This window comes from Geodermatophilus normandii, assembly GCF_003182485.1.
GTDB classification, from domain to species: Bacteria; Actinomycetota; Actinomycetes; order Mycobacteriales; family Geodermatophilaceae; genus Geodermatophilus; species Geodermatophilus normandii.
Genome location: NZ_QGTX01000001.1, coordinates 652,358 through 665,895, shown reverse-complemented (window position 1 = coordinate 665,895; position 13,538 = coordinate 652,358). Strand labels below are relative to the sequence as shown.

General features: G+C 76.7%; 15 protein-coding genes and 1 tRNA gene. 11 read left to right on the top strand and 5 right to left on the bottom strand.

Annotation, left to right across the window (positions count from 1 at the left end; all coding sequences use genetic code 11):
• Positions 1-22 precede the first annotated feature (22 nt).
• Genes ispD through JD79_RS03360 form a run of 5 tightly spaced genes read left to right on the top strand, consistent with a single transcriptional unit; the run spans position 23 to position 3,924 of the window.
• The gene (ispD, locus tag JD79_RS03380) at positions 23-688 is read left to right on the top strand and encodes a 2-C-methyl-D-erythritol 4-phosphate cytidylyltransferase (RefSeq protein ID WP_110004390.1); all 666 of its coding nucleotides are present in this window, start codon (positions 23-25) and stop codon (positions 686-688) included.
• On the top strand, positions 685-1,185 hold the full coding sequence (gene ispF / locus JD79_RS03375) for a 2-C-methyl-D-erythritol 2,4-cyclodiphosphate synthase (protein WP_110004389.1): 501 nt from the start codon (positions 685-687) through the stop codon (positions 1,183-1,185). The genes ispD and ispF overlap by 4 nt, the downstream gene beginning before the upstream one ends.
• Positions 1,182-2,585: a cysteine--tRNA ligase gene (gene cysS / locus JD79_RS03370; RefSeq protein ID WP_110004388.1), complete on the top strand. Its 1,404-nt coding sequence runs from the start codon at positions 1,182-1,184 to the stop codon at positions 2,583-2,585. The genes ispF and cysS overlap by 4 nt, the downstream gene beginning before the upstream one ends.
• Positions 2,567-3,544, top strand: coding sequence for a 23S rRNA (guanosine(2251)-2'-O)-methyltransferase RlmB (gene rlmB, locus JD79_RS03365; protein WP_245899614.1), 978 nt, complete (start codon positions 2,567-2,569; stop codon positions 3,542-3,544). Before cysS ends, rlmB begins: the two co-directional genes overlap by 19 nt.
• Positions 3,439-3,924 (top strand): cupin domain-containing protein, encoded by a 486-nt coding sequence (locus JD79_RS03360; RefSeq protein ID WP_245900305.1) that lies wholly within the window; start codon positions 3,439-3,441, stop codon positions 3,922-3,924. Before rlmB ends, JD79_RS03360 begins: the two co-directional genes overlap by 106 nt.
• Before the next feature lie 2 nt (positions 3,925-3,926).
• Here JD79_RS03360 and JD79_RS03355 read toward each other — a convergent pair whose 3' ends face one another.
• Both JD79_RS03355 and JD79_RS22135 read right to left on the bottom strand, forming a co-directional pair.
• Positions 3,927-5,204, bottom strand: coding sequence for a DUF445 domain-containing protein (locus JD79_RS03355; protein WP_245899612.1), 1,278 nt, complete (start codon positions 5,202-5,204; stop codon positions 3,927-3,929).
• 85 nt (positions 5,205-5,289) lie between these two features.
• A complete protein-coding gene (locus JD79_RS22135; RefSeq protein WP_245899610.1) occupies positions 5,290-6,552 on the bottom strand; it encodes a S1C family serine protease in 1,263 nt (420 codons plus the stop codon).
• A 250-nt stretch (positions 6,553-6,802) separates the two neighbouring features.
• Between JD79_RS22135 and JD79_RS03345 the strand changes: the two genes are divergently transcribed.
• The gene (locus tag JD79_RS03345; protein WP_146220374.1) at positions 6,803-7,531 is read left to right on the top strand and encodes a hypothetical protein; all 729 of its coding nucleotides are present in this window, start codon (positions 6,803-6,805) and stop codon (positions 7,529-7,531) included.
• Here JD79_RS03345 and JD79_RS24450 read toward each other — a convergent pair.
• Together JD79_RS24450 and JD79_RS03335 are read right to left on the bottom strand one after the other, a co-directional pair.
• Complete coding sequence (locus JD79_RS24450) at positions 7,486-7,776, bottom strand: DUF2695 domain-containing protein (protein ID WP_170149097.1); 291 nt, start codon at positions 7,774-7,776, stop codon at positions 7,486-7,488. The genes JD79_RS03345 and JD79_RS24450 overlap by 46 nt on opposite strands.
• 65 nt (positions 7,777-7,841) lie before the next feature.
• Positions 7,842-8,675: a S1 family peptidase gene (locus JD79_RS03335; RefSeq protein ID WP_110004384.1), complete on the bottom strand. Its 834-nt coding sequence runs from the start codon at positions 8,673-8,675 to the stop codon at positions 7,842-7,844.
• Between the two features lie 621 nt (positions 8,676-9,296).
• On the opposite strand from JD79_RS03335, the gene JD79_RS03330 reads away from it, so the two are divergent.
• Positions 9,297-9,369, top strand: a tRNA-Thr gene (locus JD79_RS03330).
• A gap of 39 nt (positions 9,370-9,408) precedes the next feature.
• Here the strand turns inward: JD79_RS03330 and JD79_RS03325 are convergent.
• Complete coding sequence (locus JD79_RS03325) at positions 9,409-9,837, bottom strand: DUF5313 family protein (protein ID WP_110004383.1); 429 nt, start codon at positions 9,835-9,837, stop codon at positions 9,409-9,411.
• A 120-nt stretch (positions 9,838-9,957) separates the two neighbouring features.
• Between JD79_RS03325 and JD79_RS03320 the strand changes: the two genes are divergently transcribed.
• The 4 genes from JD79_RS03320 (at position 9,958) to JD79_RS03300 (ending at position 13,493) form a co-directional block, all read left to right on the top strand.
• On the top strand, positions 9,958-10,386 hold the full coding sequence (locus JD79_RS03320) for a CBS domain-containing protein (RefSeq protein ID WP_110004382.1): 429 nt from the start codon (positions 9,958-9,960) through the stop codon (positions 10,384-10,386).
• Positions 10,387-10,409: 23 nt separating this feature from the next.
• Entirely contained in the window at positions 10,410-11,327 is a 918-nt protein-coding gene (rarD, locus tag JD79_RS03315; RefSeq protein WP_110007376.1) for an EamA family transporter RarD, read from the top strand.
• A 107-nt stretch (positions 11,328-11,434) separates the two neighbouring features.
• Complete coding sequence (locus tag JD79_RS03310; protein ID WP_110004381.1) at positions 11,435-11,767, top strand: DUF3263 domain-containing protein; 333 nt, start codon at positions 11,435-11,437, stop codon at positions 11,765-11,767.
• A gap of 523 nt (positions 11,768-12,290) precedes the next feature.
• On the top strand, positions 12,291-13,493 hold the full coding sequence (locus tag JD79_RS03300; protein WP_110004379.1) for a LytR C-terminal domain-containing protein: 1,203 nt from the start codon (positions 12,291-12,293) through the stop codon (positions 13,491-13,493).
• The last annotated feature ends 45 nt before the right edge of the window (positions 13,494-13,538 follow it).

Below are 13,538 nucleotides of genomic sequence, written 5' to 3'. Positions count from 1 at the left end.
CTCGTACCACCGGACCACTCCCGTGTCCGCTGTCGGCATCGTCGCAGCGGCCGGGAGTGGTTCGCGTCTGGGGGCCGACCGGCCCAAGGCGCTGGTCGGCCTCGCCGGCCGCCCGCTGGTCGCCTGGGCGGTCGACACCCTGCTCGCCGGCGGTGTCGACGAGGTCGTCGTCGTCACCCCGGCCGCCGAGCGGGACGCCTTCGCCGCGGTCCTGCCGGGCAGCGTGCAGCTCGTCGACGGCGGCGCCACCCGCACCGCCTCGGTCCGCGCCGGGCTCCTCGCCGCCGGCGCCGCCGCCGACGCCGTCCTCGTGCACGACGCCGCCCGCCCGCTGACCCCGCCGGAGGTGGTGGCGCGCGTCCTGGCCGCGCTGGCCGCGGGCGCCCCCGCCGTCGTCCCGGTGCTGCCGGTCGTCGACACCACCGTGGCCGTCGACGCGGCCGGCACCGTCACCGACGCCGTCCCGCGCGGCCCGTTGCGCCGGGTGCAGACGCCGCAGGGCTTCGACCGCACCGTCCTGGTGGCCGCCTACGCCGCGCTGGACGACGCTGCCGAGCTGACCGACGACGCCGCCGTCGTGCGCGCCGACGGGGTCCCCGTGACCACCGTGGCCGGCGACGAGCGCGCCGCGAAGGTCACCGTGCCGCACGACCTGCGCATCGCCGAGCTGCTCGCGGCGCCCCGGTGAGCGCCGGCCTGCCCCGCGTCGGCCTCGGCGTCGACGTGCACCCGGTCGAGGCCGGGCGGGAGTGCTGGCTGGCCGGGCTGTCCTGGCCCGGCGCCGACGGCTGCGCCGGGCACTCCGACGGCGACGTCGTCGCCCACGCCCTCACCGACGCGGTGCTGTCGGCCGCCGGCCTCGGGGACATCGGCGGGCTGCTCGGCACCGACGACCCGCGCTGGGCCGGCGCCCGCGGGGTCGCCGTCCTCGGGCACGTGCGGGAGACGCTGGCCGCCGCCGGCTGGCGGGTCGGCAACGCCGCCGTGCAGCTGGTGTCGCCCACGCCGAAGCTCGGCCCGCGGCGGGCCGAGGCGGAGGCGGCGCTGTCGGCGGCCCTGGGCGCCCCGGTCAGCGTCACGGCCACGACCACCGACGGGCTGGGGCTGGTCGGCCGCGGCGAGGGCCGGGCGGCCGTGGCGACCGCCCTGGTGGTCCGGACGGGGTCCGTAGACTCCGCGCGGTGAGCCTCCGCCTCCACGACACGGCCGCGCGCGCGGTCCGGGACTTCACGCCCCTGCGTCCCGGGCAGGCCTCCGTGTACGTCTGCGGGCTCACCGTGCAGGGACCGCCGCACGTCGGGCACGTGCGGGCCGCCGTCGCCTTCGACGTCCTGCGCCGGTGGCTGACCGCGAGCGGTCTCGAGGTCACCTACGTCCGCAACGTCACCGACATCGACGACAAGATCCTCACCAAGGCCGGCGAGCACGGCGTGCCGTGGTGGGCCTGGGCCTACACCCACGAGCTCGCCTGCACCCGCGCCTACGACGTCCTCGGCGTCCTGCCGCCCACCTACGAGCCGCGCGCCACCGGGCACGTCCCGGACATGGTCGCGCTCATGGAGCGGCTGGTCGGGCGCGGGCACGCCTACGCGGTGGACGGCGACGTCTACTTCGACGTCCGCTCCTTCCCCGAGTACGGCGCGCTGACCCGCCAGAGGCTCGAGGACCTCGAGCCCGCCGCCGACACCGACACCGACGACCGCAAGCGCGACCCCCGCGACTTCGCGCTGTGGAAGGCCGCCAAGCCCGGAGAGCCCGAGACCGCCAGCTGGCCCACGCCCTGGGGCCGCGGCCGGCCCGGCTGGCACCTGGAGTGCTCGGCGATGGCCGGGCGCTACCTCGGCGCGGAGTTCGACGTCCACGGCGGCGGCCTGGACCTGCGCTTCCCCCACCACGAGAACGAGCAGGCCCAGTCGCGGGCCGCCGGCGACCCGTTCGCCCGGTACTGGGTGCACAACGGCTGGGTGACCCTCGGCGGCGAGAAGATGAGCAAGTCGCTGGGCAACACCGCGCTGGTCGACGAGGTGGTCCGCCGGGTGCGGCCGGTCGAGCTCCGCTACTACCTCGTGGCGCCGCACTACCGGTCGACGGTGGAGTTCACCGACGCCGCCCTGGCCGAGGCCGCTGCCGCCTACCGGCGGATCGAGTCGTTCGTGCACCGCGCCGCCGAGCGGGCCGGCCGGGACACCCCGACCGGCCTGCCGGCGGCCTTCCGCGAGGCGATGGACGACGACCTCGGCACACCGGCCGCCGTCGCGGTGGTGCACGACGTGGTGCGGGCCGGCAACACCGCCCTGGCCGACGGCGACGACGCCGCGCTGGCCGAGGCGCTCGGCGCGGTGCGCGGCATGCTCGGCGTGCTGGGCCTCGACCCGCTCGACCCGCACTGGGCGGCCGGCGGCGGCGTCGACGACCGGCTGGCGGGGGTCACCGACGGCCTCGTGCGGCTGGCGCTCGAGCAGCGGCAGGCCGCCCGCGCCCGCAAGGACTACGCGGCGGCCGACGCGCTGCGCGACCGGCTCACCGCCCTCGGCGTGCAGGTCGAGGACACCCCGCAGGGACCCCGATGGGAGCTGACCCGCTGATGGCCGGCAACAGCCAGCGCCGCGGCCGCACGAGCGGTGCCGGCAAGAAGACCGCCACCGCCGGCACCGGCGGCAAGAACCGCCGCTCGCTCGCCGGCCGGGGGGCGACCCCGCCGGCGGAGATGCGCAAGGGCCACCCGGCGCAGCGCAAGGCGCAGGCCGACGCCCGCCGCCGGGCCGAGCGCGACCGCAGCCGCCAGCGCGCGGAGGAGGCGCCGGAGCTGCTGCTCGGCCGCAACCCCGTCGTCGAGGCGCTGCGCGCGCAGATCCCGGCGACCGCGCTGTACGTCGTCACGGGGGACACCCGCACGGCGACCGACGAGCGGATCACCGAGGCGCTGCACCTGGCCGGCGACCGGGGGCTGCCGCTGCTCGAGGTGGGCAGGGCCGAGTTCGACCGGATGTCCAACGGCGCGCTGCACCAGGGCATCGGCCTGCAGGTCCCGCCCTACGAGTACGCCCACCCCGACGACCTGCTCGACGTCGCCCGCGACTCCGGGCGCCCGCCGCTGGTCGTCGCCATGGACGGCGTCACCGACCCCCGCAACCTCGGCGCGGTGGTGCGCTCGGCGGCGGCGTTCGACGCACACGGCGTCGTCGTGCCGCAGCGCCGCTCGGTCGGCATGACCGCCTCGGCATGGCGCACCAGCGCCGGCGCGGCCGCCCGCCTGCCGGTGGCCCGCGCGGTCAACCTCGCCCGCGCGCTCGCCTCCTACCAGGACGCCGGGCTGCAGACGGTGGGCCTGGCCGGCGACGGCGACACGGACCTGGCCGACTACGACGGGCTCGCCGACCCGGTGGCCCTCGTCGTCGGCGCGGAGGGGGCGGGGCTCTCGCGGCTGGTGCGCGAGCGCTGCGACGTCGTCGTCCGCATCCCGATCGCCCGCGACACCGAGTCGCTCAACGTCAGCGTCGCCGCGGGCATCGCCCTCTACGCCGCCGCCCAGGCACGCAGCTGATCCCCGCGACCGCGGCCCGGCTCGGGCTGGAGCCGCACCCCGAGGGGGGCTGGTACCGGCGGACGTGGACCGCGCCGGCCACCGTCGGCGACCGTCCGGCTGCCAGCGCGATCCTCTTCCTGCTCGCGCCAGGGGAGCGCTCGGCCTGGCACGTCGTCGACGCCGACGAGCTGTGGCTGTGGCACGGCCCCGGCGAGCTCCCGCTGCTGCTGGCTGCCGCGCCGGCCGCCGATCCCGAGCGTCGGGTGCTGGGGCGGGACGCCGTCCAGGTGCTCGTGCCGGCCGGGACGTGGCAGGCGACCGAGCCGGCCCGTGCCGAGGTGCTGGTCAGCTGCGTCGTCTCGCCGGGCTTCGAGTGGAGCGGGTTCCGCCTCGCCTGAGCTCAGCCCAGCAGTTGGGCGACGGAGTAGATGACCAGCCCGGCCAGGCCGCCGACGACGGTGCCGTTGATGCGGATGAACTGCAGGTCGCGGCCGACCTGCAGCTCGATGCGCCGGCTGGTCTCCTCGGTGTCCCAGCGCGCCACCGTGGTGCCGACGACGTCGGCGACGTCACCGGCGAAGCGCTCGACCAGGTAGCCGGCGACGCGCACCGACTGCCGCTGCACCCGCTCGCGCACCCGCGGGTCGGTGCGCAGCAGCCGCGCGCCGTCGCGGATGAGACCGGCCAACCGCGCCCGGAGCTGGGAGTCGGGATCGGCTGCCGAGGCGAGGAACGCCGTCTTGGCGTTGGTCCACAGCGACGAGGACCAGGTGCGCACCGCCGGGTGCTCGAGCAGCTCCTTCTTGAACGCCTCGACCCGCGCTGCGGTGTCGGGGTCGGTGCGCAGCTGGTGCACGTAGGCGCGCAGCCGGGCGTCGTAGACCCGCCGCAGCTCGTGGTCGCGCTCGGCGCCGACCTCCTGCAGGAACCCCTGCAGCGCGGCGAAGATCCGGTCGAACACGCGGTCGTCGACCCAGTCGGGCACCCAGGACGGCGAGGCGTCCCCGAGCTGGGCGCGGAAGACGATCCGGTTCTCCTCCAGGAAGCGGGCGAGGTAGCGCAGCGCCGCCGAGAGCACCTCCTGGTGCCGGTCGCCGTCGACCACCAGCTCGAGCACCCGGGCGAGCACCGGCGCGGCCGGCGTCTCGTGCAGCTTGCGGTCGACCAGACCCGACACCGCCTCCTGGACGTCGTCGTCGCGCAGCAGGTCGGTGAGGCCGGCCAGCGCAGCGGCGGCGTCACCGGCCAGCCGCTCGGCGCGGCCGGGCGCGGCGAGGAAGTCGCCGATCCGGCCGGGCACGTCGACGGTGGCGAGCCTGTCCTCGACGACGGCGCGGGTCAGGAAGTTCTCCTCGACGAACGCGCCGAGGCTCGCGCCGATCTGGTCCTTCTTGCGCGGGATGATCGCCGTGTGCGGGATCGGGATCCGCAGCGGGTGCCGGAACAGCGCGGTGACGGCGAACCAGTCGGCCAGCGCGCCGACCATCGACGCCTCGGCGGTGGCCCGCACGTAGCCGACCCAGGGGCCGGCCTCGTCGCCGAGCAGCACGCAGGCCAGGAACACCGCCGCGGCGACCAGGAACAGGCTGGTGGCCAGTCGCTTCATCCGCCGCAGGCCGGCGGCGCGCTCCGGGTCGTCGAGCGAGGAGGCCAGCGGGGCGCTCAGGGACGACGACACCCTCCCCAGCCTAGAGAGCCGACCCCCTGCCCCCCACAGCGAGCGGCTCGCGGTGGGGGGACAGGGGGCCGTGGCCGGAGGGGGATCAGCTCGCACTGCTGCCGAGGGTGACCTCGACCGTGGTCGTCTGCCCGCCGCGCTCCACGGTCAGCTGCACCGTGTCGCCGGGGGCGGAGCTGCGGATGGCGGCGGTGAGCTCGGTGGAGCTGGTGACCGCGCGGTCACCGACCGCCGTCACCACGTCGCCGGCCTGCAGCCCGGCCTGCTCGGCCGCGCCGCCCGGCTGGACCTGCAGGACCTGCGCGCCGGTGCCGACCTCGCTGGAGGCGCTGCCGCCGGCGGTCTGGGCGTTGACCCCGAGGACGGCGTGGGTGGCCGTGCCGGTCCGCACGATCTCCTCGGCGATCCGCTTCGCCGTGTTGCTCGGGATCGCGAACCCGACGCCGATGTTGCCGCTCTGCGACGACGCGCCCGGAGCGCCCGAGGCCACCGAGGCGATCGCGGTGTTGATGCCCACGACCTCACCGGCCGCGTTCACCAGCGCGCCGCCGGAGTTGCCGGGGTTGATGGCGGCGTCGGTCTGCAGGGCGTCGATGACCGTGGCGTCGTCCTGGGTGGAGCCGGTGGCCACCGCGCGGTCGGTGGCGCTGATGATCCCGTCGGTGACGGTGTCGGACAGGCCCAGCGGCGCGCCGATCGCGACGGCGAGGTCGCCGACCTGCACGTCGTCGGAGTCGGCGAAGGTGGCCGGGGTCAGCCCGTCGGCGCCCTGCAGCCGGATGACGGCGAGGTCCGACGTCGGGTCGGTGCCGACGACGGTGGCGTCGTAGAGGGTGCCGTCGGAGGTGCGCACCTGGACCGTCGCGCCGTCGGTGCTGCCGTCCAGCGTGACGACGTGGTTGTTGGTGAGCACGTAGCCGTCGGCGGAGAGCACCACGCCCGAGCCGCTGCCCGAGCCGGAGCCGCTGGTGACGTACACGGTGACGACGCTGGGCGAGGCCTTCGCGGCGGCGGCGGTCACGGCGGTCGCGTTCTCGGGGTCGGTGATGACCACCGACTGCGCCGAGGCGGGCGTGCCGGCGCTGCCGCCGCCCCCGGTGAGGGCGACGACGCCGGCCCCGGTCCCGCCGCCGATGAGGGCACCGGCGAGCAGGGCGGCGACGCCGATCCGCAGCCGCCCGCTGCCCCGCTTCGCCGGAGCCGGCGGCGGGGGAGGTGCCAGCGGCGGGAGGGTCGCCGTCGCGGTGCCGGCCGGCGGGTACCAGGAGTCGCCGGACGGCGGCGGGGTCCACCCCGGGGTCGCACCGGTCGGCTGCTGCGCCGGGTGGGGGTACGGGTGTCCGTTCACTGTCCTGGTCCTCCTCCTGGGCGGCCGTCCGCCGCTCCGGGGACCACCATCGGCCCGGCGTCTGACGGAGCCCTGGGGAGCGCCTGTGAGGTGTCTGGGGCACGCAACGGGGGAGGCCGGACAGCCGCCCGCCGGCGACACGCCGACCACCGTGTGCGATGGGACGGTCGCGGGGTAGAGGGGGAGCCCGCTCGCTCCCTCCGGAGCGGACGGGCCCTCCCGCCCGGCCTGCTCCCCTCGGAGGCTGCTCGTGCCCACCCGCGGTCTGCCCGCCCGCCTGCTCGTGGGCCTCGCCGGCCTGACCGCGCTCGCGGTGGCCGGGATCGGTGGCCTGGCCCTGCGACCCCCCGGGCTGCTCGCCGTGGGCCTGGCCGCGGTGGTCACCGCCTGCCTGGCCGGCGGGGTGGCCCGCGAGTCGCTGGCCGAGTCCGGCGGGCAGCCGCGTCGGACGCCGCTGGAGGCGGCCTGGCGCACCGGCGCGGTCACCATCGGCGTGCTGCTGTTCCTGTCGGGCACCGCGGTGCTGGGCGGCGCGGCGCTGACCGCGCTGGCCGGCGCCGTCCTCGCCGTCGGCGCGCTGGGGCTGTGGCTGCTGCACGCCGGCACCCCGGTCCGTCCGGTGGCGCCCGACGACCTGCCGGCTGGCGGCCGGCTCCCCGCCCCCGCGCCGCAGCGGCCGGCAGGCGGCGTCCGCCCCGGCGAGGCCGGCGGGACGGTGACGTTCCTGCCGCCGGTGGCGACCCTGACCACCGCGGCGCTGGGCCGCGAGTGGCTGGGCACGACGGAGGCCCTGGCCGGCCGGCTCGACCCGGTGGCGCGGCAGTCGATCGTCCGGCGCCGCCAGGACGTCCTGGACGAGCTCGAGCGCCGCGACCCGGCCGGCTTCGCCCGCTGGCTCGCCGAGGGGCCGCAGCCGGACAGCGACCCGGCCGACTACCTGACCGAGGGGCCGGCGACCGCGGGGCCCGGCGCCGCCTGAGCGTCCTCGAGGACCACGACCGGGTCGACGTTCACCACGACCTCGCAGTCGCAGGAACCGCCGGACTCCTCGAGGCCCTCGTGCAGGCGGTCGAGGACGATGCCGTGCCCGCCGGCCCACGCGTCGGCGACGCGGTGGGTCGGCAGGGCGTCCAGCCGGGGTCGCCCCCTGTCGTGGTGCCGTCCCGCCGGCGTGGGGCGATGACCGCTCCTCGAGGTGCTGGGCTCTCGTGGGACGCAGAGCACGGGGGAAGCGGGCGCCGACGGGTCGGTCAGCAACCGGCCCGTCGACGCCGCCCCGTCAGCTGCGATCAGTCGAGGTACGACGTGATCCAGTCGAGGACCTCCGGGACGTCGATCCGGTGGTTCAGCGACGTGATCCGGCCGCAGAGGTTGCCCTGGTACCCCAGCCCGTAGCCGCCGGTGTGGACCGCCACGACAGTGTCGGTTCCCGCGATGAAGATGCCGGATCCGGAGTCACCGGGGCACCCACTGCCGTGGGTGGGCGAGGGCGCCTGGCCGAGGATCAACCACAGCGGGTCGAGGGTGCCGACCGCCCCGTTGCTGGGGTTGTAGCGCTGGGTCGACACCATCCGGACGAAGTCGACGGTGGGGTCGAACCCGCGACCGAGGTGCTCCTTGCCGTTGACGCCGTACCCGACGTCGTTGAACCGCGTCGCCGTCTGCCCTGTGGCAGGGATCAGCTGGTCGAGCAGGTCGGGCTCCGGCAGGTCGGCCGGTGTGATGCCTGTGACCGGCTCGTCCAGGAAGACGAGGCCGTAGTCGTGGGTGAAGGGCCAGTCCTCGGCCACGTACTGGGGATGCGTGACCCAGCTGGTCGCGGTGTACCAGGTTCCGCCGGTGATCTCCCAGGTGTCCAGGTCGACCGAAGCCACCGGGTCGAAGGTGACCGACACGGTGCCGACGTCGTCCGCGGTGAAGAAGTCGGTGCAGTGGCCGGCCGTCAGCACGACGTCCTCGTCGATGAGGGTGCCGGAGCAGAAGCCCTCTCCCTCTATAAGCAGGAGCGCACCGTAGGGATGAGCGGAGCCGTCAGGTTGACCTCCGACCACGGCCGCCGCCGGTGTCACGGACGAGACCAGCAGGCCGGCTCCGGCAAGCACTGGGATGAGCGATCGGCGCATGGATCCCCCTCGAACATCCGCTCGCCCGGACGCCCCTCCGCTCCGGCCGCAGCGGGAGACCACGGCTTCACTGCCGCAGCGACGCCCGGACGCTAGCCGCGGGTCGGAAGGGGGAAGGGCTGGGCCGCTGCCGCTCGGGCCGGCTGCAGCGCTCTCCTACGCGAGTCACTCACCGTCCGTGAGCGGGAACCGGCAGCTCGGATCCGCTTCGGTCGTGGTGTGACGTCCGGGGCCCGCGTCGTCCCGTCCCCAGGGAGCTCGTACAGGGCAGGGCGGCGGCCGAGTGCGCACTCCTGACCGGTCGTGTGCGCGTCAGGTGGACCACCCAGCTGAACCGGGTGGCCTACCTGCGTGTCCGCCTCCGGCCAGGACCCCTACTTCGTGGCCGAGCCGCAGTAGGTGATCTGCTCCTGCTGCGAGAGCGTCGAGGCTCGACGACTGGGGACCCGAGGACGTGGGTCGCGCCCGGCCGGCGTGGATCGCGGGTGGTCGGACGTGGCGGTGTCCAGAGCATCGGCCGGTCGGCCCAGATCCTGACGCCGGCCTCGCCGCCCGGACGAGGCCGCGGAGTCGTCCCCTGCACTGTCCCTATCCTTGTGCCGGGACCTGTTCCCATGTCCCGCCGGCGTGGCGCAACTGGTAGCGCACCCGACTTGTAATCGGGCGGTTGGGGGTTCGAGTCCCCCCGTCGGCTCTGGCGTCCGCCGCCTGCTCGGCGGTGGGCTGACCGGGGTCAGTCGAAGCTGCCGGCGCCGCCCACGCGGTAGGCGTGGCGCTGCTCGGCGCGGGCGGCCCGCGCCTGCTCGGTGCGCTCCTCGCGCAGCCGCGCCGCGGTGCCGGCGGGGTAGCCGGCCTTGGCGACCCGGTGCTCGGTGGTCTCCACCATGAACGCCAGCGAGTACATGAGCCCCACCATCAGGCCGCCGAACGCCGCGGTCAGCCGGTAGCCCATCCCCACCGGGACGGCGACCAGGCAGATCACGACCAGCGGGGACAGCTGCACCAGTGACCGCGTGACGTGCCGGCGCACCCAGCCGGGCCGCGTCGTGTCCGACAGCACCCACGGCGCGAGGGACCGGGGGAGTCCGCCGCCGAAGGCGTAGCGGAGCCACTGCAGGGGTGTGGGGCGGGGCGTCGCGGGTGCGGCGTGCTGGGTGCGCACACCTCGACGGTAGGCCCCCGTGTCCAGTCCGGAGCCGGTCGCGACGAGACGGGGCCGGGCCCGTTGTCCGGGGGGTGCGCGCGGGTGGACACTCCTGCCGCCGAGGGAGGGAGGGCGTCCGTGCAGATCGCCCAGCTGCTCCGCCGCAAGGGCCCACACGTGGCCACCGTCGCGCCCGACCGGTCCGTCCGCGAGGCCCTCGCCCTGCTCGCCGAGCACGGCATCGGCGCGCTCGTCGTCTCCACCGGCGGCGACGCCGTCGACGGCATCGTCTCCGAGCGGGACGTCGTCCGCGCCCTGCACGCCTCGGGTCCGGGCGTCCTCGACGGGCCGGTGTCGGCGCTGATGACCGTTGACGTGCACACCTGCCCGCCCGGCGCCTCTGTGCACGACCTCGCGCGCACGATGACCGACCACCGCGTGCGGCACGTGCCCGTCGTCGAGGACGGCCGGCTGCTCGGGATCGTCTCCATCGGCGACGTCGTCAAGGCCCGCCTCGACGAGCTCGAGCAGGAGCGCGCGCACCTGGTGGACTACATCCAGGCCTGAGCACCCGGCGTACGGTGCCCGCCGTGGACGAGCGGCGGCTGGGGACGGCGGCGGGCCTGTCCGCGTACGGCCTGTGGGGCGTGTTCCCGCTGTACTTCCCGCTGCTCGAGCCGGCCGGCGGGGTGGAGATCGTCGCCCACCGCATCGTGTGGTCGCTGCTGTTCGTCGCGCTGCTGCTGACCGCGTTGCGGAGGTGGCCGCTCGTGCGCGCGGCGGTCACCGATCGGCGCACGATGCTCGTCCTCGCCGGTGCCTCGGTGCTCATCGCCGGCAACTGGCTGGTCTTCGTCTACGGGGTCAACTCCGGGCACGTCGTGGAGACCTCGCTCGGCTACTTCATCAACCCGCTGGTCAGCGTGCTGCTCGGCGTCGTCGTCTTCTCCGAGCGGCTGCGTCCGCTGCAGTGGGCGGCCGTCGGGCTGGCGGCGGTGGCGGTCGTCGTCCTGACCGTCGACCACGGCCGGCCGCCGTGGATCGCCCTCGCCCTGGCCGCCACCTTCGGCAGCTACGGCCTGCTCAAGAAGCTGGTGCGGGTGGAGGCGGCGCCGGGGCTGTTCGTCGAGACGGCGGTGGCGTTCCTGCCCGCACTGGTGTTCCTCGGCGTGCTGCAGGCCACCGGGCGGGGGACGGCGGGCTCGGCCGGCACCGGGCACCTCCTGCTGCTGGTGGCCTCCGGCATCGCCACCGCGGTGCCGCTGCTGCTGTTCGCCGCGGCCGCCCGGCGGATCCCGTTGTCGACGATCGGCCTGCTGCAGTACGTCACGCCGCTCATGCAGCTGGCGCTGGGCGTCTTCGTGTTCCACGAGCCCATGCCCCTGGCACGGCTGATCGGGTTCGCGATCGTCTGGGCGGCGCTGGCGGTGTTCACCGTGGACAGCCTGCGGGCGGCGCGCGCCGCGCACCGGCGGACGGCGGCCGAGCAGGTGCCGGCCACGGTCTGATCCGGGTCCGCCTGATCCGGGTCCGCGCGCGCGTTCGGGCTGTGACTGTCACCCCCGGGGCCTACCGTTCCGGGTGACGGCTTCCCCCCGATCGAACGGACACGACCATGACCCCCGACCCTGCTCCCGCGGTCTCCCCGCCCGGGGGCACGGCGTCCGGTGAGGGTCCCGCGCAGCCCGCGGGCCTGACCCGGCGCGAGCACGAGATGCTGGCCTTCGAGCGGCAGTGGTGGCGCCACGCCGGCGCCAAGGAGACGGCCATCCGCGAGCAGTTCGGCGTGCCGCCGACCCGCTACTACCAGGTGCTGAACGCGCTGGTGGACCGCCCGGCGGCCCTCGCGGCCGACCCCCTCCTGGTGCGCCGTCTGCGCCGCCTGCGCAGCGCCCGACGCCAGCGGCGTTCGCCTCACCTGCTGGGCAAGGACTCCTCCGCCCTCTAGATTTGGTCACCGTGGGCAGGCATGCGGCGCCAGGTGGTGACCAACCGGACCGGCCGTCAGCCCCGGTGGCCGGCGGTCGCCGCCGGACCGACCAGCCGCCCGCCGCTGCCGCGCCCGACCTCCCGACGGCGCCCCACCCCAACGCCGGTCGCGCTGCCGCGGGTCCCGTACCCGGGCTGAGCGACCACCCGACCACGCCCGGTCCCGGCCGCAGCCGCGCCGACCGCCGCCGCGACGCGCTGCTCGGTGACGACACGGGACGCCGCCGGCTCACGGGCCGCCCGGCGGCGCCCGCCCGCCCGGCCGAGCCCGAGCGCCCGCCGGCCCGGTCGCGCGCCCCGCTGCCCGAGGCCCCGGCCGTCCCGTCGCGGTCCGCGGAGCCCGCGGCGCCGCTCCGCCCGCGCGTCCCCTCGGCGGTGGCTGCCGGCGGCGCCACGCGGCAGGCCCCGCCCCGCCGCGCCGCGCGCCCCGGACGCCCGCCGCCCCGGCACCCGCCGCGCCGCCCGTCGCCCCGCCGCCGGTCGTGAAGCCCGCGACCGTCCGGGCTCCCGCGGGCCGGTTCTCCGTCCGGCGTCCCGCTCCCGCGGAGCCGCCGACCGCGCACTCGCCGGTCGTCGCGCGGCCCGCGCCCCAGCCACCGGCTCCGCAGCCGCCGGCCCGGCCGGCCGCCCCCGCGACGACGGTCGCCCCGTTCCAGGCGGTCCCCACGCCGCAGGCCGACAGCGCCGAGCCGGCCGCCCCGCCGCTGGACCCGTGGGACCAGCCGGCCCGCCCGCCGGCCCGGAACCGGGCGAGGACGCCGGAGGCCGCTCCCGCGCCGCCGGCCGCCCCGCCCACCGAGGCCATCCCCGACCGCGAGGTGGTCCGTGACCGCGGGGCCTCCCGCGCTCCGGCCGCCCCGCCCACCGAGGCCATCCCCGACCGGGAGCCGGTCCGCGGGGTGGTCGCCGCGCCGCTGACCGAGGCGATCCCCGACCGCGCGCTGTCGTCGCGGAGCCGGACGCAGGACGACCGCGACGACCGCGAGGCCGGGCCCGACGTCGACACCGGCGCCACCGGCGTCGTGGGCAACCGGGCCGCGATGCGCGCCGAGCGCGCCGCACGCGAGGCCGAGCGCCAGGCGATGGAGGTCGAGCGCCGCAAGGCCGCGCGCCGGGCCGGGGTCTCCCGCGCCGCGCTGCGGGCCGCCGACGGGGAGGACGCGCCGCCGCGCCGCCGCCGGGGCCTGGCGCTGCTCGCCGTCGTCGTGGTCGCCCTGGTCGTGCTCGGCGTCTACAGCTTCGCCTCACCGGCGGCGCGGGAGACCGGCTCGACGGCCCCGGGGACGCAGACGTCGGCGCCGGCGTCGGTCGCTCCCTCGACCGCGCCGCTGCCCCCGCTGTCGGCCGAGCCGCTGCCCCCGGTCGAGGAGGCGCCCGGCACCCCCGTCCGCGTGCCGGTGACCGTGCTCAACGCCACGCCCACCAGCGGGCTCGCCGCCGAGGTGGCCGCCGCCTTCGACGCCCAGGGCTGGAGCTCGGCGGGTGTCGGCGCCTACGAGGGCGGCGACGTCGCCTCGACGACCGTCTACTTCGACGCGGGGAACGAGGAGCAGCGCCTCTCGGCCCTGCAGCTCATGGACGCCTTCCCGGGCATCACCACCGGGCCGGCGGCGCGCTTCTTCGACGTGCCGGGCGTGCCCGACCCCGGCCTGGTCGTCGTCGTCACCGGCGAGCTGCAGCCCTGACCGCTGCCGGCGACGCGCCGACGGGACGGTCCCGGAACACCGGCG